Annotated in this window: 17 protein-coding genes; 7 read left to right on the top strand and 10 right to left on the bottom strand. The window is 64.1% G+C overall.

Annotation, left to right across the window (positions count from 1 at the left end; translation table 11 throughout):
- Nucleotide 1: 1 nt before the first annotated feature.
- Nucleotides 2-2,218 carry a DUF1156 domain-containing protein gene (locus tag K349_RS0105585; protein WP_026368851.1) on the top strand — a complete coding sequence of 739 codons (2,217 nt, stop codon included), beginning with the start codon at nt 2-4 and terminating at the stop codon, nt 2,216-2,218.
- Complete coding sequence (locus K349_RS17835; protein WP_026368850.1) at nt 2,193-3,230, top strand: hypothetical protein; 1,038 nt, start codon at nt 2,193-2,195, stop codon at nt 3,228-3,230. Before K349_RS0105585 ends, K349_RS17835 begins: the two co-directional genes overlap by 26 nt.
- Nucleotides 3,231-3,321: 91 nt before the next feature.
- Here K349_RS17835 and K349_RS0105575 read toward each other — a convergent pair whose 3' ends face one another.
- The 7 genes from K349_RS0105575 to K349_RS17830 form a co-directional block, all read right to left on the bottom strand.
- Complete coding sequence (locus K349_RS0105575) at nt 3,322-4,188, bottom strand: aminotransferase-like domain-containing protein (protein WP_084460205.1); 867 nt, start codon at nt 4,186-4,188, stop codon at nt 3,322-3,324.
- Nucleotides 4,189-4,257: 69 nt separating this feature from the next.
- Nucleotides 4,258-4,491, bottom strand: coding sequence for a putative Se/S carrier protein (locus tag K349_RS0105570; RefSeq protein ID WP_026368848.1), 234 nt, complete (start codon nt 4,489-4,491; stop codon nt 4,258-4,260).
- Between the two features lie 19 nt (nt 4,492-4,510).
- Nucleotides 4,511-5,791: a double-cubane-cluster-containing anaerobic reductase gene (locus tag K349_RS0105565; protein WP_026368847.1), complete on the bottom strand. Its 1,281-nt coding sequence runs from the start codon at nt 5,789-5,791 to the stop codon at nt 4,511-4,513.
- 507 nt (nt 5,792-6,298) lie between these two features.
- Nucleotides 6,299-6,847 carry a tRNA (N6-threonylcarbamoyladenosine(37)-N6)-methyltransferase TrmO gene (tsaA, locus tag K349_RS16510; RefSeq protein ID WP_026368846.1) on the bottom strand — a complete coding sequence of 183 codons (549 nt, stop codon included), beginning with the start codon at nt 6,845-6,847 and terminating at the stop codon, nt 6,299-6,301.
- Nucleotides 6,848-6,970: 123 nt separating this feature from the next.
- The gene (locus K349_RS0105550) at nt 6,971-7,837 is read right to left on the bottom strand and encodes an acyl-CoA dehydratase activase (RefSeq protein WP_245588005.1); all 867 of its coding nucleotides are present in this window, start codon (nt 7,835-7,837) and stop codon (nt 6,971-6,973) included.
- A gap of 331 nt (nt 7,838-8,168) precedes the next feature.
- A complete protein-coding gene (locus tag K349_RS0105540) occupies nt 8,169-8,957 on the bottom strand; it encodes a transporter substrate-binding domain-containing protein (protein WP_211240327.1) in 789 nt (262 codons plus the stop codon).
- A gap of 235 nt (nt 8,958-9,192) precedes the next feature.
- Nucleotides 9,193-10,947, bottom strand: coding sequence for a methyl-accepting chemotaxis protein (locus K349_RS17830; RefSeq protein ID WP_169731306.1), 1,755 nt, complete (start codon nt 10,945-10,947; stop codon nt 9,193-9,195).
- A gap of 587 nt (nt 10,948-11,534) precedes the next feature.
- Here K349_RS17830 and K349_RS19055 point away from each other — a divergent pair.
- A complete protein-coding gene (locus K349_RS19055; RefSeq protein ID WP_157367289.1) occupies nt 11,535-11,687 on the top strand; it encodes a pyridoxamine 5'-phosphate oxidase family protein in 153 nt (50 codons plus the stop codon).
- Nucleotides 11,688-11,966: 279 nt separating this feature from the next.
- Here the strand turns inward: K349_RS19055 and K349_RS0105510 are convergent, their stop codons facing one another.
- Entirely contained in the window at nt 11,967-13,145 is a 1,179-nt protein-coding gene (locus K349_RS0105510) for an amidohydrolase (RefSeq protein ID WP_034264975.1), read from the bottom strand.
- A 183-nt stretch (nt 13,146-13,328) separates the two neighbouring features.
- Here K349_RS0105510 and K349_RS0105505 point away from each other — a divergent pair, with 183 nt between their 5' ends.
- From K349_RS0105505 to K349_RS0105490, 4 genes are all read left to right on the top strand, one after another.
- Entirely contained in the window at nt 13,329-14,759 is a 1,431-nt protein-coding gene (locus K349_RS0105505) for a DNA-3-methyladenine glycosylase 2 family protein (RefSeq protein ID WP_026368839.1), read from the top strand.
- The gene (locus K349_RS0105500; RefSeq protein WP_026368838.1) at nt 14,756-15,277 is read left to right on the top strand and encodes a methylated-DNA--[protein]-cysteine S-methyltransferase; all 522 of its coding nucleotides are present in this window, start codon (nt 14,756-14,758) and stop codon (nt 15,275-15,277) included. The genes K349_RS0105505 and K349_RS0105500 overlap by 4 nt, the downstream gene beginning before the upstream one ends.
- The gene (locus tag K349_RS0105495) at nt 15,274-15,762 is read left to right on the top strand and encodes a DMT family transporter (protein ID WP_026368837.1); all 489 of its coding nucleotides are present in this window, start codon (nt 15,274-15,276) and stop codon (nt 15,760-15,762) included. Before K349_RS0105500 ends, K349_RS0105495 begins: the two co-directional genes overlap by 4 nt.
- Before the next feature lie 77 nt (nt 15,763-15,839).
- Entirely contained in the window at nt 15,840-16,751 is a 912-nt protein-coding gene (locus K349_RS0105490) for a transglutaminase domain-containing protein (protein ID WP_026368836.1), read from the top strand.
- 59 nt (nt 16,752-16,810) lie between these two features.
- Here the strand turns inward: K349_RS0105490 and pdxT are convergent, their stop codons facing one another.
- On the bottom strand, nt 16,811-17,437 hold the full coding sequence (gene pdxT, locus K349_RS0105485; RefSeq protein ID WP_034264271.1) for a pyridoxal 5'-phosphate synthase glutaminase subunit PdxT: 627 nt from the start codon (nt 17,435-17,437) through the stop codon (nt 16,811-16,813).
- Nucleotides 17,434-18,315, bottom strand: a complete 882-nt coding sequence (gene pdxS, locus K349_RS0105480; RefSeq protein WP_026368834.1) for a pyridoxal 5'-phosphate synthase lyase subunit PdxS — start codon at nt 18,313-18,315, stop codon at nt 17,434-17,436. Before pdxS ends, pdxT begins: the two co-directional genes overlap by 4 nt.
- Between the last annotated feature and the right edge of the window lie 364 nt (nt 18,316-18,679).

The following is an 18,679-nucleotide window of genomic DNA, read 5'->3' as shown; positions in this document are numbered from 1 at the left end:
GATGATTGAAAAGCATTTCGACATCCCCTTTATCGCAGACCTTGCACTACGGGAAAAACAGATTCAACAGAACTACAGACCGATCATTGCAGTTCACAAATGGTTTGCCCGGCGACCGGGAACACTGTTTCGGGGCCTTATGCTGGCGGAGTTCGCCGGCAACCCTTTGAGAGAGACGTTCTACGCCCCGCACAAGTTTCACGAACTGAACATCGCCGACCCTTTCATGGGCGGCGGCACACCCCTTTTGGAAGCGAACAGAATCGGATGTAACACCACAGGCTGCGACATCAACCCCATGTCCTGTTGGATCGTGGAGCAGGAAATGGCGTTTCTCGACCTCGCGGCCTATGCGGATGCCGCACGCGACCTCCTTCTGCATCTTGAGGATGAAGTCGGCCATCTCTACCGCACCCGATGCACTCTCTGCGGCAACGAGGAGGCGCATGTAAAGTATTTTCTCTGGGTAAAAACCGCCTCCTGCCGCACCTGTGGCAAGGTGACCGACTTGTTTCCCGGCTATCTCCTCGCCGGAAACGCTCGGCATCCCAAAAACGTCTTCGTCTGCTCCGTCTGCGGAAAACTGACGGAGACAGCCGACCGCAACGAACCGGGACACTGCATTCATTGCGGCGAAAGGCTTTCCACAAAGGGAACGACTCACCGCAACACTTTCGAATGTGCCCATTGCGGAGACAGGAATTCGTTTTCCCAGGACGCGACGAATCCCCCCTCTCATCGTCTCTTCGCTCTCGAATACCACTGTCCTGCCTGCAAGCCAGGACATGCCGGCCGGTTCTTCAAGAGCCCGGACCAGCAAGATCTTTCCCGTCTCGAAGAGTGTGAAGATCGGTGGCGAAAGATATCCCCCCGCTTTGTCCCGGACGACACCATTCCACCCGGGGACGAAACGAACCGTCTTCACCGCTGGGGGTATCGACACTACCGGGAAATGTTCAATGCCCGCCAGTTGCTCGGCCTCGAACTCTCGGCCAGATACATCGCGGCGGTCACCGACCCGCCCCTTCGAAACGCACTGGCCACAAATCTTTCGGATCTCCTGCGCTATCAGAACATGCTCTGTCGGTACGACACGTCGGCGTTGAAGTCCCTTGACATCTTCTCGGTACACGGTTTTCCGGTGGGACTGGTTCAGTGCGAATCAAACATCCTGGGGATTTCCGCCCAAGCGAAGGAATCCTGCATCGGCAGCGGGGGATGGAGAAACATCATTGAGAAATACCGCAAGGCAAAGACCTATTGTTTCACCCCCTTCGAAATCCGCCACCGGGGACGCAACAAAGAAACGGTTTCCATCACCGGGGAAAAGATTGAAATGGCCGGTGGAAACGCACCTTTCACGGAGGGACGACAGGTCTCTCTCCACTGTATGGACGCAGCGGAACTCGATATTCCCGAGTCCTCTCTCGATGGTGTGTTCACCGATCCCCCCTATTTCGGGAACGTCCAATACGCGGAACTGATTGATTTCTGCTATGTCTGGCTCCGTCGCCTCGTCGGAACCGAACGCGCTTTTTTTGCTCCCGTATCGACTCGACACGACAGGGAATTGACAGGAAACCAGGAGCAAGGAAGAGGCTTACCCCATTTCGCGGAAGGACTCTCCGCCGTCTTCCGACGTATGGCTTATGCACTCAAACCAGGCGCACCGCTGGCCTTCACCTATCACCACAACTCGCTGGAAGCCTATTTCCCCATCGCAGCGGCTCTTCTCGACGCGGGCCTGACCTGCTCGGCCTCCCTCCCCTGCCCCGCGGAGATGGGTGCTTCCATCCACATCAACGGAACAGGATCGTCGATCATCGACACGGTCTTCGTCTGCCGGACCACTGGCACCGTTTCGAGATACAGTCTTCCCGACTCTTCGGAAGAACTTTTTCCTCTGATCCGAAGGGACATCGAACACCTTCGTCAAGGCGGCGTCACGCCGACGCTGGGTGATGTGCGATGTCTCATCTACGGCCATCTCATCCGGCTCGCGGTGTGGTACCTTCGAAAAAGCTGGGACAGTCACATCGACACGGAAGAAAAACTCAGCATCATCGATGCCTGGACACGGCAATTCGGCATCCCTCCGGCCACGGAGGCTCACCTCAATACCGCAAATCTCTCCCGTCTCCACGAACCACGAAACTTTTTCCGGAAGCGACCGGATGAACAAGGAGCCGACCATGACGACACCGACATTTCCTTTTGAAGCAACCCCGGAGGAGCTGCTGCAGAACCCTGAAAGCTACGTGGACGCCGTTTTTTCATGCCTCGAATCAGAGTTTCTCGTCATGCCCAAAGGGACGGGATTCATCACCTATCCTGTCTTCAGCGAAGGATACGAGGCATTGAAAAGCGCCACATCCGGTTTTCGGAACTTTTCGACAGAGAAGGTTCTCTCTGCGGTCCTTCGGATTCCACTCGCTTTTCTCGTCTTGCGTACCATGCTCGGCTTCACGCCCCCAGAATGGGGATACGTGACCTCGCAAAGAACGGGCGTTTCGACACCCCAGGGATTCATTCGCACTCTCGACCGAAAAATCAGAATGCGCCCCACCGAACCGCTCAACCTCTCCGAAGGAACGTCGGCACGAATTGAAGCGCTTGTGGAGACAGCGTGTCGCTTGATCGAAACGGGGGCACCCGACGTTGACGGGGAGCACCTTCATCGCCTTGACAAAGCCGACACAAAACACGGCGCGGAAAGCGTCGGCACTCTCGCCGATCTTGGCGCACCCTATGCCATGTTGCTCTATGAACGTTTTTTGGGAAGACCCTTCGCGGGACATCGTGATTCCGTGAGCGAGCTGGTCGGAGACGGCCTTGAATCCGCCATCGAAGGAGTTCTCACCGCCAAGGGCATCAGCTTCCGAAAAACCAAGAGAGCCGAGAGGCTCCCCGGATTCGACCAAACTCCAGATTTCGTCATCCCGGACGAATTTGCTCCCAAGGTCGTCATCGAAGCGAAGATCACCGAGGACGACGGCACGGCCCGCGACAAGGTCACTCGCATACAACATCTCGGCGAGCTGAGCATCTTGGGTCGAGATCCGAACGACCCGAAATTCGAGGTCATCGCGTGCATTGGCGGCCGAGGCTTCGGTGTCAGAAGGGAAGACATGAAAAAGATGCTCCTCGCGACACGAGGCAAGGTTTTCACGCTCAAGACACTCGACCGACTCGTGACGCACACGCGTCTCCGCGAGTATCGAACCAAATAGCTCGGAACGAAACGGTACTTCTCCGCCACGGCGGTGCTCCGCACCGCCGTGGCGTTTTGTTGTGACGCCGCGCCTCCTGTTTTTCGCCGTCTCAGGCCATCTCCGCGTCCAGGGCGGCCCGAAGACGTGCGACACCCTCGTCCATGGCATCGAAGGAAAGGTTGCCGTAGCCGAGGATGACCCACTCCCCGTAATGCCCCTTGCGAATCGCGTGCCCCTCCACGGGATGGATCCGCACACCCCTGGCCTCGATGCGGGAACAACGCTCCGCGTCGAAGACGAGGCCGGGAAAGCGTACCACCAGGTGCAACCCGGCCCCGGCCCCGGCACTCCTGATCTCGTGCCGCCCGGGAAAGGCGTCGGCCAGGTTTCGGACGAGCCGCTTTCGTCCCTCCCGATAGAAGCGTTTCATCCGGGCGATGTGTCGCTCCACCACTCCCTCGTCGAGCAGGTCCGCCACGATCCGCTGCTCCACCGAGGAGGTGTGGTTGCTCACGTCGTACTTGATCCGCCGGAAGACCTCCCCGAGGTGCGCCGGAACGATGGCGTAGCCCAGGCGGAGGGCGGGGGAGAGAATCTTGCTGAAGGAGCCGATGTACACCGTCGCGGACGGGGCAAGCTCCCGAAGGGAACTCACGGGCAGCCCTTCGAAGCGGAACTCGCTCTCGTAGTCGTCCTCGATGAGGAGACATTCCGTGGCCGCCGCGTAGGCGACGAGGTCGATGCGCCGCTGGACGGAGAGGGTCCCTCCCAGGGGAAACTGGTGCGAGGGAGTGAGGAAGACCGCTCCGGGGCGAACGTTCCGGGGCAGTTCGTCCGTGCGTAGTCCCGCTTCATCCACGGAGAGGGGGTACAGCTCCGCCCCGGCGAGGCGCAGCGTCTGCTGGAAATGGAGGTGCACCGGATCCTCTGTGACGACGAGGGTTTTGCCCTGCCGGGCGAGAAGGAGAGCGGTGATGCAGAGCGCCGCGGCAGCGGCGCTCTGGGGAGTGAACTATCCGGTCAGCAAATAGGTGCTGCAAGCAATTTATTTTTCCCGCACGTACCGGGCCTCGACGGCGACGGAGGATGCGGCGGCGCGCACCGCGGCCTCGTCCTCCGGAGCAAAGCGGAGGGCGAGGCCGCAGCTTCTGGAGAGATGGCGCGGCGTGGGGCAGAGGGTGCACGTCGTGCCGCGCCGCTTCAGTTCAGCCGCGAGACGCATGCCGTCCGAGGCGGTGACGAAGAGCGCGTAAACCCACGGAACGGACGGAGGAGGCACGGTTCGCCGCGACGCGCCGCTAGCGGCGCAGGCTCTCGCCGAAGGCTTCGATGCGGGTCTTGAGCTGCTCTTCGTCGCCCGGCGCGTAGTCCGTCTCCAGGGAGAGAAAGGGGATCCCCTCGGCGGCGAGGCGCTTCCGGAGGCGCTCTTCCTCCACCTGGTAGGTAGTGCAGAAGCTCAGGGAAAGGTTCACCACGCCGTCGGCGCGGTATTCCCGGGCAAGGCGCACCACGTCGTCGAGGCGCGCTTCGTTGGGGGAGAAACAGGCGCAATTGATGCCGTCGAAATAGCGGTGGGCCAGCGCGTCGAGGAGGGAGGACACGTCCTTCGTCTCGGGAAGGGCCACCTTCTGCTCGAAGTAGCGGGTGCCCGTGCAGTTCTCCTCCACCACCACGGCGAGGCCGCTCGTCTCGGCGATGGTATGGAACTTCCAGTTGGGCACCACGATGGGCGTTCCCGTCACGAGGATCCGCGGCGCTCCCTTGGGAAAGACGCCCTCACCCCTGGCAACCCGGGCTTCGCACTCCGCCGCAAGGGCTTCCGTCTGGGCGATGAACCGCTCGGGATCGTCGTAGAAGGCGATCTGGCTCACAAGCAACGCGTCCCGACCGGAGAGGGGCACGGGATCGGCCTTGCGCAGGGCGTAGAGGCGGTCGAGAACCCGCCGTTTCCGGTCCACCAGCGCACATCCCCGAAGCAGGCCCTCGGCGGTGAGCGTTTTTCCCGTCAGCTCCTCCAGACGCCGGGCCAGGGCGCCGAGTTCCTCCCGGAAGAGGGTGAAACCCGCCGGGCTTTTGCGATTGGGCATGTCCATGACGTACAGGGGTGCGTAGTCCCCCAGAATCTCCCAGGCCTTCTTCTTGCCGTCGCAGGTGTTCTCTCCCACGATGAGATCCACGGACTGGAAGTAGGGACAGGTTTTGGACAGTTTGGCTCCCAGGCCCGCCTTGATGAGCGCGCAGAGGTTGCGGGGCAGCACCGCCTCGCCCGCGGGCACCCAGAACCGAGATCCCGCGCAGAGCCCCACGAGAATTCCCTCCAGGGCGAGGACGATCTCCTCCGGAACATAGATGCAGAAGGACCCCACCACCTTGCCCCCCTGCTCCTTGTGGGCGAGAAGCTCCGCAATCCGCAGGCCATGCACCTCGGCGATGACCATGTTGTAGTAGTCCATCCCCGCCGGGCGGTTCTTTTGTTCGAGGAAAGCCTCCCCGAACAGAGCCGGAAGCGCGTCGCAGAGCTTGTCGTGCGTCTCCAGGTCCATGCCGAGCCCCTGCCACATGCCGTGATAGTCCGCCATGTTTCCATTCCCCCCCTCGCACGTTTTGGAATACAGAGTATTGCATAAAAGCATAGCACGAAACCGGCGGCGCGAAAAGGACAGGCGGGCTTCTCGTGACGGACAAAGGGCTTTCCACTGCGCGAGGTCCGGACGGTCCGAACCGCTACAAACGATGCATATGGCGGAGGCATGTCAGCGCCTGATACGGGCACTGTGCGTCGAAATCTCCGAGGCGTGGCTGGAGCCCAGCCCCTCCCCGCTACCTCAGGCATGGGCCTGTCGCTCGAACACAAAAAGGCACTCCTGGAAAAGTGCGGCTAATCGCCGCAGACGGCCGCCGAACACCATGAAACCCTTTTTGCGCAGGCAGAACGCACGCAACGCTTTGTGCAGAGGTTCCACAGAAAAGAGCGGCAGAACGGAGGGCATCGCTGCGGGCAAAGCGACACGAGCAGGTCTGGACCGCGACGAACGAGGGTGCCACTCCGAATCCGACCCGACGATCGCGGCGGTCCGAAGCGGGCTTCAGAAATCGGGAGAGGCGGCGAGGACGGGCTTGATGTCCAGAACGGGCGTGCCGGAGAGCGCTTCCAGAGGACGCACCCGGAGGCGACATCCTTCGAGGGAGAGCACCTCCACCCGATGCAGGCCGATGGGATTGGGACGGGCCGGAGAGCGGGTGGCGAAGACGCCCCGAAGCGGACGCGTCGCGTCTCCCCGGGGATGGACGCGCAGCAGATCCCGCCGGGCGAGGTGGAACCAGGTGAGAACGATCACCCATTGCCCCGGCTCGATGCCATCGAGCCCCTCCGCGAAGGCGGGGTCGAGGTGGATCTCCGCGGCGGGCGCTCCCTCGAATCCCTGGGGAGGGCAGTCCTCCCGGCGCGTCAGGGGCGACCGCACCACTCCCACGGGGCGCAGGACAAAGTCTCCGGCGGCCTCGCCGGTCCCGCTCCGGGAAACGTTCTCCCTCCCGGCGTCACGGGAGGACGGACACGCCGTTCCAAGGGCCTCTTCCGTCGAAACATCCTTGTCGTTCCGCGTGTCGTCACTCTTGTCCTTCGCCTTCCCCATCACGGCACATCCTCCTCGAAGAATCTCGTCCCACCCGGAAGTGAAAAGCCCACAAAAAGGAGCGATGCGACGAGGGGCATGCAGGGGCATGCAGAGGAAGGCCGGGTGCGGCGTTCCACGTCCTCACGCCCGGGTCCCGGAGCCTTCCTGCGTCCGGGCGAAGGCGGCCAGGGCCGCGCCGAGCGCGCCGGCGATCTGGGAATGCGGCGAGGTGAGAACGGGAAGCCCGAGTCGCCGTTCGAGAAGCGCCGCGAGATTGCGGCTCTTCGAGACGCCCCCCGTGAAGGCCACGGCATCCCGCACTCCCAGCTTGGCGAGCATGCCGCAGGCCCGTCCGGCCACGGCATCAAGCAGCCCCAGGGCGAGGGCGGCCTTGTCCGCGCCTCCCGCCAGCAGTCCCACCACTTCCGACTCGGCGAAGACCGTGCACATGCTGGACACGGCCAGCGGCTCCAGGTCGTCGGGCAGACGGCTGAAATCCTCCAGCTCGTACTCCAGGTGGGCCGCCATGACCTGGAGAAACCGGCCCGTTCCGGCGGCGCACTTGTCGTTCATGAGAAAATCCGTCACGCGCCCCGCGCCGTCGAGGGCAATGACCTTGCTGTCCTGCCCGCCGATGTCGAGCACAAAGCGCACCTTTGGAAAAAGATGCGCCGCCCCGAGGGCGTGACAGGTGATCTCCGTGATCCGGGCGTCCGCCTCGGCCACGGCGCCCCGGCCGTATCCGGTGGCCACCAGGTGGCCCAGATCGCCCCGGGAGAGCCCGCGGGGCGCGAGAAGATCTCCGAGAGCCCGTTCCGCCGCCTCCCGGGAGTTCCAACCCGTGGGAATCGTCACGGCGTCCACCAGTGCTCCGTCGTAGAGCACCGCCTTGGTCCCCATGGACCCCACATCCACTCCGGCCACGAAAGACAGGAAGATCGCCTCCTTGATGTGTCGTCGAAATGCACTGCACCGCGCCGCCTTCGCTCCGCACGGCCGCAGGCGCACGCAGGGCACCCTGCGCTTATGCGCCAATGGTACCACGCCGGAATGCCCAACCGTGCGCATCAGGTGTGTCAAAAGGGTTCCATGGTCTTCGGCGGCGAGAATCCGACCGGTCCATGCCGGGGGCTTCACCTCCGGAAGGAGGGAAAGGCCGGAGCGCTCGTGTTCTCCCCGCTGGGCCGGGCAAAAAAACGCGACCGGGAGACCCCTGGCGGGCTTCTCCCGGTCGCGCCCGGTGGCGTTATCGCCGCCCCGACGAAAAGAACACGCTCAAGAGCCTCCCATCTGCGACGTCACAAAAGGACGCGCGCGCTGCGGAAAGGCTCTTGAAGAACTACTTCAGACCGTAGCGGGCGAAAATCTCGTCGAAGGTACCGTTGGCCTTGATCTCGGCGAGCCCCTTGTTGAAAGCGTCGATGATCTCCTGGCACCGGGGGTTCTTCAGGCCGCTCGTGACGTGCAGCCAGTTCTCGCTGAGCGCGTTCTGTGTGAACTCGATCTGGTCGAGCAGCGCGGGATCCGCCGCCGTAATGGCATTCCTCGCCACGATCTCGTCCTCCAGGGTGAGGTCGATGCGCTCCGCCACGAGCTTTTTCACGTTGGTGACGAAATCCGGCACGGGATCGCGCTTGAAGTCGGGGTTGTTCATGAAGTCATCGCCGTAGCCGTAGTCCTTGATGATTCCCACGGTCTTGCCCTTGAGGCTCTCCATGCCCTGAAATTCGAAAGGGTCCCCCTTGCGCTTCACGAACTTCACCTGGTTTGCCGCGTAGGGCTCGCTGTAGAGCAGATAGGCCTTGCGCGACTCGGTCATCCACGTGTTGGGCAGAATGTCGTAGGTCCCGGCCTTCACGCCGTCCTCCGCCCGGGCCCAGGGCATGAACTCCATGGTGACCTCGTAGCCCTGGGTCGCAAAGGCGGCCCGGACGATCTCCATGGCCAGCCCCTGTGTGGGGGAATTGGGGTCCATGAAGGGGGGCCACGGATCGGAAGCCGCCGTAATGGTCTTCGTCTCCGCGAAGCAGAAACCTGCCGACAGGATTACCACAAGCAACGCCAACAGAATGCGCCGTACCATCCCCGCGTCACCTCCATCGCTCTCGGTGCCCGGTCTGCCGGGCACGACAAAAACCCTCCCGCCGCAAAGAAACGATGAAACGATTCTTCGAGCCGCAAACCACCACCGCAGAGGCGTGCGCCGCCTTTCGCCACAATCCCGGACATCCCCCCTTGCTCTCTTCGGCATTGCCTCCCGCGGAGGAGGCGCCGTTCTCTTCCGGTGAGGATTTCCCGCACCCGGGGTATTCCGCAGGTGCTCCGGAGCACGGGCCGTTCCGAGAGAGCCAGCCCGGTTCCGCTCAGCCCCGCCTCGACGCGGGAGGAAGGGCCCGCAGCTCCTGTTTTCCGCCGGGCTGTTCCTTCGCGATTTTGAACTGTCCGAGCAGCTCCCGAAGTCCCGCGACGCTCTCGGAAAGCGTTCCGGCCCCTTCCACCACCGCCTCGAAGGCCTCGGCGGTGGCCCCCGCGGACTCGCGGATGCCGCCCAGATGTTCCACCGTCTGCGAGGTGGATTTGGCGATGCCGTCGATGGCCTTGGCCATTTCGCCGCTCGCCGCGGACTGCATGGCCGCCACGGCGGCGATGTTCTGCATCACCTCGTTGACGCCGGCGATCTCGCCGAGACTGGCGGTGAGTTTTTCCTGCACGTCTCTCGCGGAGGAGGAAACCCCTCCGAGAATCCGTTCCGTCTCCGACGCGGCGGAAATCGCCTCTTCCGCGGAAGCGCGGAGCGGCGCGATGATTCCCCGGATCTCCTGGGCCGCCCGGTTGGATTCCTCCGCCAGTTTCCGCACCTCTTCGGCGACCACGGCGAAGCCCCGCCCCGCCTCGCCCGCCCGGGCCGCCTCGATGGCGGCGTTCAGGGCCAGAAGGTTCGTCTGGTCCGCGATCTGCGTGATGGCGCCCACAAGCCCCGTGATGGTGTCCACCCCTTTGGAGAGTGTTCCGATCTTGGTCCGGTTCTCCGTGGAACTGTTCTCCACCCGGTCCAGGGCGGTCACCACGTCCTTCATGCGCCCAACTACGTCCTGGGTGAAGGAGGTGGCCTTCGCGGAGGATGCGGCCCCCTGCTCCGCCGAGCGCGCCGCGGCGTTCGCGTTGGCCGCCACTTCCTGGACGCCCGCGCTGGTCTCCTCGACGGCGGCGGCGTTGGACTCGGAAAGGACGTAGATCTGCTCCACCGCTTCGGTGACCTTCTCCACCGCCGCAAGGGATTTCCGGGCCAGCTCGTCCAAGCGGCCCGAGTCTCCACCCACTTCCTCGGCGATCTCCACAATGCGCCGCACCAGCTCGGAGAGCTTGTCGAGGAACAGGTCCAGCGATGCCGCAAGGCGCCCGACCTCGTCCTCGGAACGAAGCAGCAGGCGCACCGTGAGGTCGCCCTCGCCCTGACCGAGGTCCTCCACGATGCCCGTCATCCTTCGAAGCGGCGCAACCATGCGGAGCAACACCGCCATGACGACGGCGATGACTCCGCCCGTTCCGGCGAGAGCCACAAGGAGAATTTTCCAGAAGAGCGCCTTTCGGGCCTCCTCCGCGCCACCCACGAAGGTCTTCACGAGGGCCTCCTTGGTGGCCACGTTCTCCCGGTGAAGCGTCTCAAGGTAGGAGACGTCCATGCCGATCTCGGCCTTGCCGAGGACTTTGCCGTTCTGAACGACCTCCTTCGAGAAGGAACGGATCCCCTGGCCGCTTTTGGCCGCTCCCGCGGCAACATTTCCCTTGTCGTCGTAGACCACCGCGTAGGCAAGGTTCGGAAGCTGCTCCATGCCCTTCGTGTACTCTTCGAGAATGTCCAGCGTGAAGTTCCAGAGAGGATTTGCGGAGATCCAGGCGAGATACTGGGCCAGCGTCTCGCCGTAGGCAGTAAGGGAGTGTTCGTTGCTCGCCCGTTTGTTTTCGTTTTCCTTGTCGAGAAGCACCTCCGCGGATCTCGCCAGGGAAGTCCCCATGTCCTGAAGCCCCCGTGCCGCAAGAAAAATGAGCGAACCCGACAAAACCGTCACACCTGCAACAACGAGAAGGGCGATCTTTGCGACAAGACTTTTTCGCACGCGACACTCCTCCGTTTCTCTGAAATGTTTTTCGGAGATTGCCCACTGCATACGCCCCATATTTTTGACTCAGTATAGCGCACTTTCCATGCGTTCTCAATTTTTACAATTCGCAAATCCCTCGCCCGATTTCTTTTAAAAAATTATTGAAAATAAACACCCACAGCCTCCCCTCTTGCTCTTTTTTATTCCACAAGAGTATTTTTTTCATAGAAGATCTTTTCTCGCCGTCGTTTCTTTTTTCTTTCCGAAAAAACCACCAGCGAAAACGCGTTCTTTTCGGGCCTTCAAAACGCAACAATCAGGATATATTTTCATCTTGACAGATTGCCGCCAGAGCACGACACTGTTTCGCGGTGTCCCAGGCAAGAAACACAGCAACGCCTCTCCAACACCTCTCCCGGAAGGATTTTCCGTTTTACAACGACGCGCGCCCCCCGGCGCTGCACCGCGGAGAAAGGATTTTTTTCCGGTTTCCTGATCACGAACTTTTCTGAATTCTTCCATCGATTTGTAAGGTCGTCTCCGGCGAAAAAAGAGCGGAAAAGTGCGCTTCGGAAAAACATTTGAAGCAACGGGAGGGATCCATGACGACAAGGGACCTGTCGAAAGCGGCTCTCGCCGTGATCGAAAAAAGCGGAAGGGCTTTCATCGCCTCCGTGGACGACGAGGGGTTTCCGAATCTGAAGGCCATGCTCAAGCCGAGGGAACACAACGGCATCAGCTCCTTCGACATTTGAAAAAATGCCACGCCGATCTCGGAAAAACGCGATGCAATCGAAAATCGAGAGAGGGCGATTCCTACTTGATCAGGATTTCCTTAAGCCTATGGAAGCCCTGAATAAAGACCTTTCGCTTTCCCTTGACTCGGGTCGCATCAGGCTCTGCGGGGCGCCCTGCGGGGCGCCCTGCGGGGCTGACGTAGCCTTATTCAGAGATTCCCTATGATGCGTTTCCGCCCAGGCCGCCCGGATTCTCCGCGTGCAGTGCCGCTTCAAACGGGCGGTCCCGCCCGCCGCCTACGCGACGGGACGGGGCGGCACAACGGCACGCATGGCCCTCCGAAGCTCCCCGTCGGTGAAGGTGCGCAGCACCGCCCGACCGATGGCCCGGGCCCCCGCCACGAGCGCCTGGTGTGCCTCGGGCTCGGTGACGGCAGCGGCGAAGTCCCTGGTGTGGAGCGCAACCTTTCGGGGCGTGATGGCGAGCAGGGGATGCAGGGCGGGGCAGCGCCGGCTCGTGTTGCCCATGTCCGTGGAGCCCGACGGCAGAGAGGGCGGCACAAAGGAAATGCCCAGCTCCCGGAAGATCTCCTCGATCATGCGCTCCCCCGCCGGATTGGGCACGATTTCGTCGAAGCTCGCCTCGAAGGTCTCCCAGAAGACCTCCGTTCCCGTGGCGAGGGCCGCTCCCCGGGCGCAGTCGAGACAGCGCTCCCGAAGGCCGTTCAGGTAGTCCAGGGTGGGTGCCCGGAACTCGAAACGGCACCGGGCGACCTCGGGAACGATGTTGGGCGCGGCGCCTCCCGCGTCGATGACGCCGTGAATCCGCGCCTCGGGACGTATGTGCTGGCGCAGCATGTCCAGCGCGTGGAACAGAAGCTGTACTCCGTTGAGGGCGTTCACGCCCTCCCAGGGTGCCGCGGCGGCGTGGGCGGGCCTGCCCCGGAAGGTGAAGCGATAGCCGTCCATGGCGAGGGAGCGGAAGGCGGGGCTGCTCGTCGCCGCGTCGGCGTGAATCATGATGGCCAGGTCGTACCCGTCGAAGAGTCCCTTGTCCGCCATGGAGCACTTCGCGCCGTCCACCTCCTCCGCGGGGGTGCCCACCACGGAGAGAGTTCCCCCCGCCTCGCCCACAAGGTCCGCAAGGGCCAGCGCCGCCAGCACGGACATGGCGCCGGAGACGCAGTGACCGCAGGCGTGTCCCATCTCGGGCAGGGCATCGTACTCGACGAGGATCGCCACCTGCGACCCCGTCCCCGGGCCCGCCACCGCCCGGAAGGCCGTGGGCAGATCCCCGTAGGGAAACTCCACGGCAAACCCCGCCTCGGAGAGAATTCCGACGATCCTGCGACTGCTCTCGAATTCCTCTCCGGACAGCTCCGGATTTGCCGCCATCCAGTCCGACAGGGCGCAGGCCTTTCCGGACAGCGCGGCGATGTTCCGGTCCAGGAGCGAAACAAGTTCCTCATAGCGCATCACGGGCGAAACGCCTCCTTCGGGTTCTCTCCGGAGCAACACGACGGCGCGTCACCGGAGCGAAACACGGGGACACGCACCTGCTCCGAATTTTTTCATATACTATCACCACCACCGACGAGGCCGTACCCCTCTGTCCGAAAACGGCGAGCGAAACATCGTAAAAACACCTATACTCCTTCCATGATGAACGCGGATGCACTCTACCAGGCCCTCAAGGCGCGGGATTCCCGGTTTGACGGACGCTTTTTCGTGGGCGTCACCTCCACGGGAGTCTACTGTCGCCCCATATGTCCCTCCCGCACGCCCCGGGCGACGAACTGCCGTTTCTTTCCCAGCGCGGCGGCGGCGGAGCACGCGGGGTTCCGCCCCTGCCTGCGCTGCCGCCCCGAGACGGCGCCCTCCGGAACGGCCGCTCCCGCCGGAGAGGAAGCCCGCCTGTCCCGGCTCGCCGCGGATCTCATCGACGCGGGCGTCTTCGACGAAGAAGGACTGGAGGGAATCGCGTCACGCATGGGCATGACACCGCGGCATCTGCGGCGCCTCTTCACCCGCGCCTTCGGCGTGGCCCCCGTGGCCTACGCCCAGACCCAGCGTCTCCTCCTTGCCAAACGGCTTCTGACGGAGACGAGTCTTCCCGTAACGGATGTGGCGTTCTCCAGCGGCTTTTCGAGCCTCCGCCGCTTCCATGCGCTCTTTCGGCAGCGCTACGGCATGACGCCCACGGAACTCCGCAAAGGGACTCCCGCACGCCCGCAGGCACTGGTACTGCGCCTCGCCTATCGCCCACCCCTGGATTGGCGGCGCCTCGCGCTTTTTCTGGCCAAACGGAGCATTCCCGGCGTGGAGGCGGGAGACGAGAGACACTACCGGCGATCGGTACGGCTTTCCTTCCGGGGAAAACACCTCGCGGGAAAGCTGGAAGTTCGTCCCGCGGCAACAGGACATGCTTTGGAACTCGCCCTCGACTCGAGTCTTCTGGGTGGTCTGCCCCAGGTTCTCCTCCGGGTGCGGCGACTCTTCGACCTGGGTTGCACGCCGGACCAGGTGGAGACGGTGCTCGGCCCTCTCGCGGCACCGAGGCCGGGACTTCGGGTCCCCGGCGCCTTCGACGGCTTCGAGATGGCGGTCCGTGCCATACTGGGACAGCAGATCTCCGTGAAAGCCGCACGAACCCTCGCGGGACATTTCGTCGCCCGCTTCGGCGAGCGGCTTCCCTCCGCCGATGCGGAAGTGACACACCTCTTTCCGCTTCCCGAGCGCGTGGCGGGAGCGACGCAGGAAGAGTTTTCCTCCCTGGGGATCACGTCCCGGCGGGCGGAGACGCTCGTCGCTCTCGCCAGGGCACTCGTGGAGGAACGGTTCTCGCTGGACCCCGGCCCCGACGTGGAGCGGACCCTCGACGCGCTGCAACGCATTCCGGGAGTGGGACCCTGGACGGCCCAGTACATCGCCATGCGCGCCCTGGCCTGGCCCGACGCCTTTCCCGACACGGATCTCGCGGTACGCCGGGCAATGGAACGCCTTTCCGACACCGCCGGGGACGAACAGTGGCGCCCCTGGCGTGCCTACGCGGTCATGCACCTCTGGTGCGGATTGGAGGAAGAAGAATGACCATCCATGCCACGACATGGACAAGCCCCCTGGGTCTCCTCACTGCGCTGTCCGACGGAACGGCACTCGTCGGACTGTACCGGGAGGGACAGCGCTTCGCCCCCGCCCGGAGCGGGGAGTGGCGGCGCGACGACGCCCGCCCCCTGTTCCGCGAGCTGCGGAGACAGGTGGACGCTTTCTGCGGAGGGGCACTGCGACAGTTCACCCTGCCCCTCGCCCCGAGGGGCACTCCCTTTCGGGAGCGCGTCTGGGAAGCGTTGCAACGCCTTCCCTTCGGTGACACCGTCTCCTACGGGGAACTTGCCTCACGAATCGGCGCACCCGCCGCATACCGGGCCGTTGGCGCCGCGGTGGGCAGAAACCCCCTGCTCCTGCTGCTTCCCTGCCACCGCGTTCTCGGCCGGGACGGCACACTCCGGGGGTTTGCCGCGGGAACGGCGCTGAAACACGCGCTCCTGGAGTTCGAGCGGCGGATTCTCCGGGGGGAAGAGACGCGCCTCTGGGATTTTTCGGCGTGATCCTGCTGGTGTGGAGCAAGGGAAGCTTTTCCTCCGGCGCGGGCATCCTCGCCGTGGCGGCCTCACTTGGGGCGACCCTCTGCTACGGCGTGGGCGTGAACGTCGCCAAGAAGCACCTCGCCGGGGTTGATTCGCTGGTGCTCAGCGGAGGCAGCATGCTGGGCTCGGCGCTCCTGCTCCTTCCCGCGGCGGTCTGGACGTGGCCTGCGGTCACCCCGCCGGCGGGAGCGTGGATCTCCGCCCTGCTGCTCGGCGTGGTGTGCCCCGGCATGGCCTACGTGCTCTTCTACCGCCTCGTGGACACCGTCGGTCCGTCCAAGACCGTCGCGGTGACCTATCTCATTCCCGTCTTCGGCATGCTCTGGGGCGCCGTCTTCCTGGGAGAGAAGGTCACCTCGGGCATGCTCGGCGGCGCCGCGGTGATCCTCCTCGGCACGGCCCTCACCACGGGACTGCTCGCGCCGCGAAAGGACCACCGCCCCTGAGACACCGTTTCCGTCCGCGAAGGCACGACAGGTGACGCCGCCGCTTTTCACACTCCGCTGAAAGGAATGATCATGCAATGCAAAAGGACATTCTCGACTTCTACGCGACGCCGACGGAAACCACCCGTCTCGGAAAGCACGCCCATCTCGCCGCGTGGCTGACGGACGACGTGCGGGCACTCTTCCAGGTCGTTCAGGGGCTGATCGTCCACGACAGGTGGCTCGAAAGATACGGGACCGTGGAAACGGCGGCGCAACACTACCCGGGGCACATCGCCTTTGCGGAGGACCTCCTCGACAGAGCCTTCGTCCTGGATCCGCGTTCCCCGGCCGTTCCCCGCCCGCCGGAAAAGAGGGTCATCGCCTGCTGCAGAGAATACGCCCTTCTCCTGTGCGCCCTGCTGCGCGCAAAGGGCATACCGGCGCGGGCCCGCTGCGGCTTTGCGACCTACTTCGCGGTACCCGGACGCTACGAGGACCATTGGGCCTGCGAATACTGGTGCGACCGCACGGAGCGGTGGATCATGGTCGATCCCCAGATCGACCCCTACCAGCAGAGTTTCCTCCGTGCGGATTTCGATCCTCTCGACGTGCCCGACACGCACTTCATCCCCGGGGGAAAAGCGTGGAACATGTGCAGAGACGGCCGCCGGGATCCCGGCAGCTTCGGCATCTCCGCCGACCCCACCCGTTTCGGCCTGGATTCCCTTTACGGCATGTGGTTCGTCAGGGGAAACCTTCTGCGCGATGTGGCGGCGCTGAACAAGTCCGAACCCGTTCCCTTTCTGGTACGTCTCGAAAAACATCTGACGTGGCATCCCTGGCGGCTGGTGCATTGCACGGACGAGGAACTCTCGAGGAACGACATCGACCTGCTGGACAGGGTTGCGGCCTTTTCGGCGGATCCCGACCGTTTCTTCGATTCCCTTCGGTGCGACTACGCCATCCACGCCGATCTCAGGCCGCCCCGGGAGATCCTCGTCCGGTGAGGGCAACGCCCTGGCGAAAGCCCGGGATGACGGACCGACGGACCGAAGAGACGCCGCCGTCACGTCCTCCGCGGAACGGCGGCGTTGTTCCCGAAGCGGCGACAGGCGTCCAGAAAGAGGAAATAGAGCGACCCGCCGCCGTCCAGTTCGGGGTGGAAGGCGGCGACGAAGAGGTTCCGCCACCGCAGGGCCACGGGTTCTTCCCCGAAGCGAGCGAGCACCGTCACGCCCTCCTCCGGCTCGTCGAAGCGGGGCGCCCGGATGAAGACGCCCCGGGAGCTTTTTCCGTCGTTCCAGGAAAGAACGCCCTCGAAACTGTCCCGCTGGGTTCCGCTCTGGGGCGCGCCACCGCCCCAGGCGTTGCGGCGGACCAGAAAAGGCACGCGGGGGATGCGTCCCTCCGGCGCAGGTCCCTCCAGGCGCCGGGCGAGGAGAATGGCCCCGGCGCAGGTCCCAAGCGCGGGAAGTCCCGCGTCGATCCCGGCCGCCAGCGCAGCGGAAAGTCCCGAGGCCGCAAGGTGCCTTCCGATGACGGTGCTCTCCCCGCCGGGGAGCACCACCCCAGCCAGATCCTCCGGCAGCGGCCCCGAACGGAGGGGAAACCCCTCCGCACCGAGCCGCTCCAGCAGACGGAGATGCTCCCTCCAGGCTCCCTGAAAGGCCACGACACCGATCCGCACCGTCACACCCCCCGCTCCTGCAGGCGCTCCTCCGGCGCGAGACGGCGCACGTCCGTTCCCGCCATGGCCTCGCCGATCCCCGAGGAAACCCGGGCGAGGACCGACGGATCGTCGTAGTGCGCCACGGCCTCCACAATGGCCTCGGCGCGACGGCGCGGATCCGAGGAGGTGAAGATACCGCTTCCCACGAAAACGCCGTCGCACCCCAGCCGCATCATGAGCGCCGCGTCCGCGGGCGTGGCGATGCCCCCCGCGGCGAACTGCACCACGGGAAGCCGCCCCGCCTCCCGGCACCGGAGGAGCTGCGCCACCGGCACGCCGAGTTCCCGGGCCAGCGACACGAGCTCCTCACCGTCGGCGGCGAGAACCCGGCGCAGGTCCCTGGCGACGGCCCGGACATGGCGCACCGCCTCCACCACGTTTCCCGTTCCCGCCTCTCCCTTGGTGCGAATCATGGCCGCTCCTTCGGCGATGCGCCGCAGAGCCTCGCCGAGATTCCGGCAGCCGCAGACGAAGGGCACCGAGAAGGCATGCTTGTCGATGTGCACCTCCTCGTCCGCGGGGGTGAGGACCTCGCTCTCGTCGATGCAGTCCACGCCGAGGGCTTCGAGAATCTGCGCCTCCACAAAGTGGCCAATCCGCGCCTTGGCCATGACGGGAATGGAGACGGCCTCCCGGATCTCCAGAATGCGCTCCGGAGCGGCCATGCGGGCCACACCCCCGGCCTTGCGGAGTTCCGAGGGAACCCTGTCCAGCGCCATGACCGCCACCGCTCCGGCGCTCTCGGCGATGCGGGCCTGCTCGGCGTTCGTCACGTCCATGATGACGCCCCCCACCTGCATGCGGGCCAATCCCTCCTTGAGCGTCTCCGTTCCCCGGCGCACCCGGGGAGGCGACGGATCGTCCTCTCCGGGGCGCCCGTTTCCGGAGGGGTACGCGTCGCATCGCGCCGCCCGCGGCACTGCCGCATCTCCATCTCCACCCATGCCTGCGTCACCCGCCGCGCCGCCGTTCCGCTCTTCCCGCGCATGTACGTTCAGGTTCATCATCACGTCGCTCCTCTCGGATCTGTCTTGCGCGACGGGCCCGTCACGCACCCCATTCTCTCCGGGACGGCACGGAGGGAAAAGTACCAGGAACGGGCTCTTTCGGAACACATCTGGAACGGACCAGACGGGACTTCTTCGGCAGGGTTTCTGGCCCCGTTCTCCGGCCTTCTCCGGCGCGGGGTTCCACAAGCGGGTCACA

It is taken from the genome of Aminiphilus circumscriptus DSM 16581, assembly GCF_000526375.1.
Taxonomy (GTDB): Bacteria; Synergistota; Synergistia; order Synergistales; family Aminiphilaceae; genus Aminiphilus; species Aminiphilus circumscriptus.
This window is presented reverse-complemented; position numbering and strand designations above follow the sequence as displayed.

Bases quoted from the DNA above. Each gene is read 5' to 3' on its own strand.
- K349_RS0105500 (WP_026368838.1), top strand. From the start codon at position 14,756: ATGACCATCCATGCCACGACATGGACAAGCCCCCTGGGTCTCCTCACT.
- K349_RS19055 (WP_157367289.1), top strand. From the start codon at position 11,535: ATGACGACAAGGGACCTGTCGAAAGCGGCTCTCGCCGTGATCGAAAAA.
- K349_RS0105585 (WP_026368851.1), top strand. From the start codon at position 2: ATGATTGAAAAGCATTTCGACATCCCCTTTATCGCAGACCTTGCACTA.
- K349_RS0105510 (WP_034264975.1), bottom strand. From the start codon at position 13,145: ATGCGCTATGAGGAACTTGTTTCGCTCCTGGACCGGAACATCGCCGCG.
- K349_RS17835 (WP_026368850.1), top strand. From the start codon at position 2,193: ATGACGACACCGACATTTCCTTTTGAAGCAACCCCGGAGGAGCTGCTG.
- tsaA (WP_026368846.1), bottom strand. From the start codon at position 6,847: ATGGGGAAGGCGAAGGACAAGAGTGACGACACGCGGAACGACAAGGAT.
- K349_RS0105505 (WP_026368839.1), top strand. From the start codon at position 13,329: ATGATGAACGCGGATGCACTCTACCAGGCCCTCAAGGCGCGGGATTCC.
- K349_RS0105490 (WP_026368836.1), top strand. From the start codon at position 15,840: ATGCAAAAGGACATTCTCGACTTCTACGCGACGCCGACGGAAACCACC.
- K349_RS0105565 (WP_026368847.1), bottom strand. From the start codon at position 5,791: ATGGCGGACTATCACGGCATGTGGCAGGGGCTCGGCATGGACCTGGAG.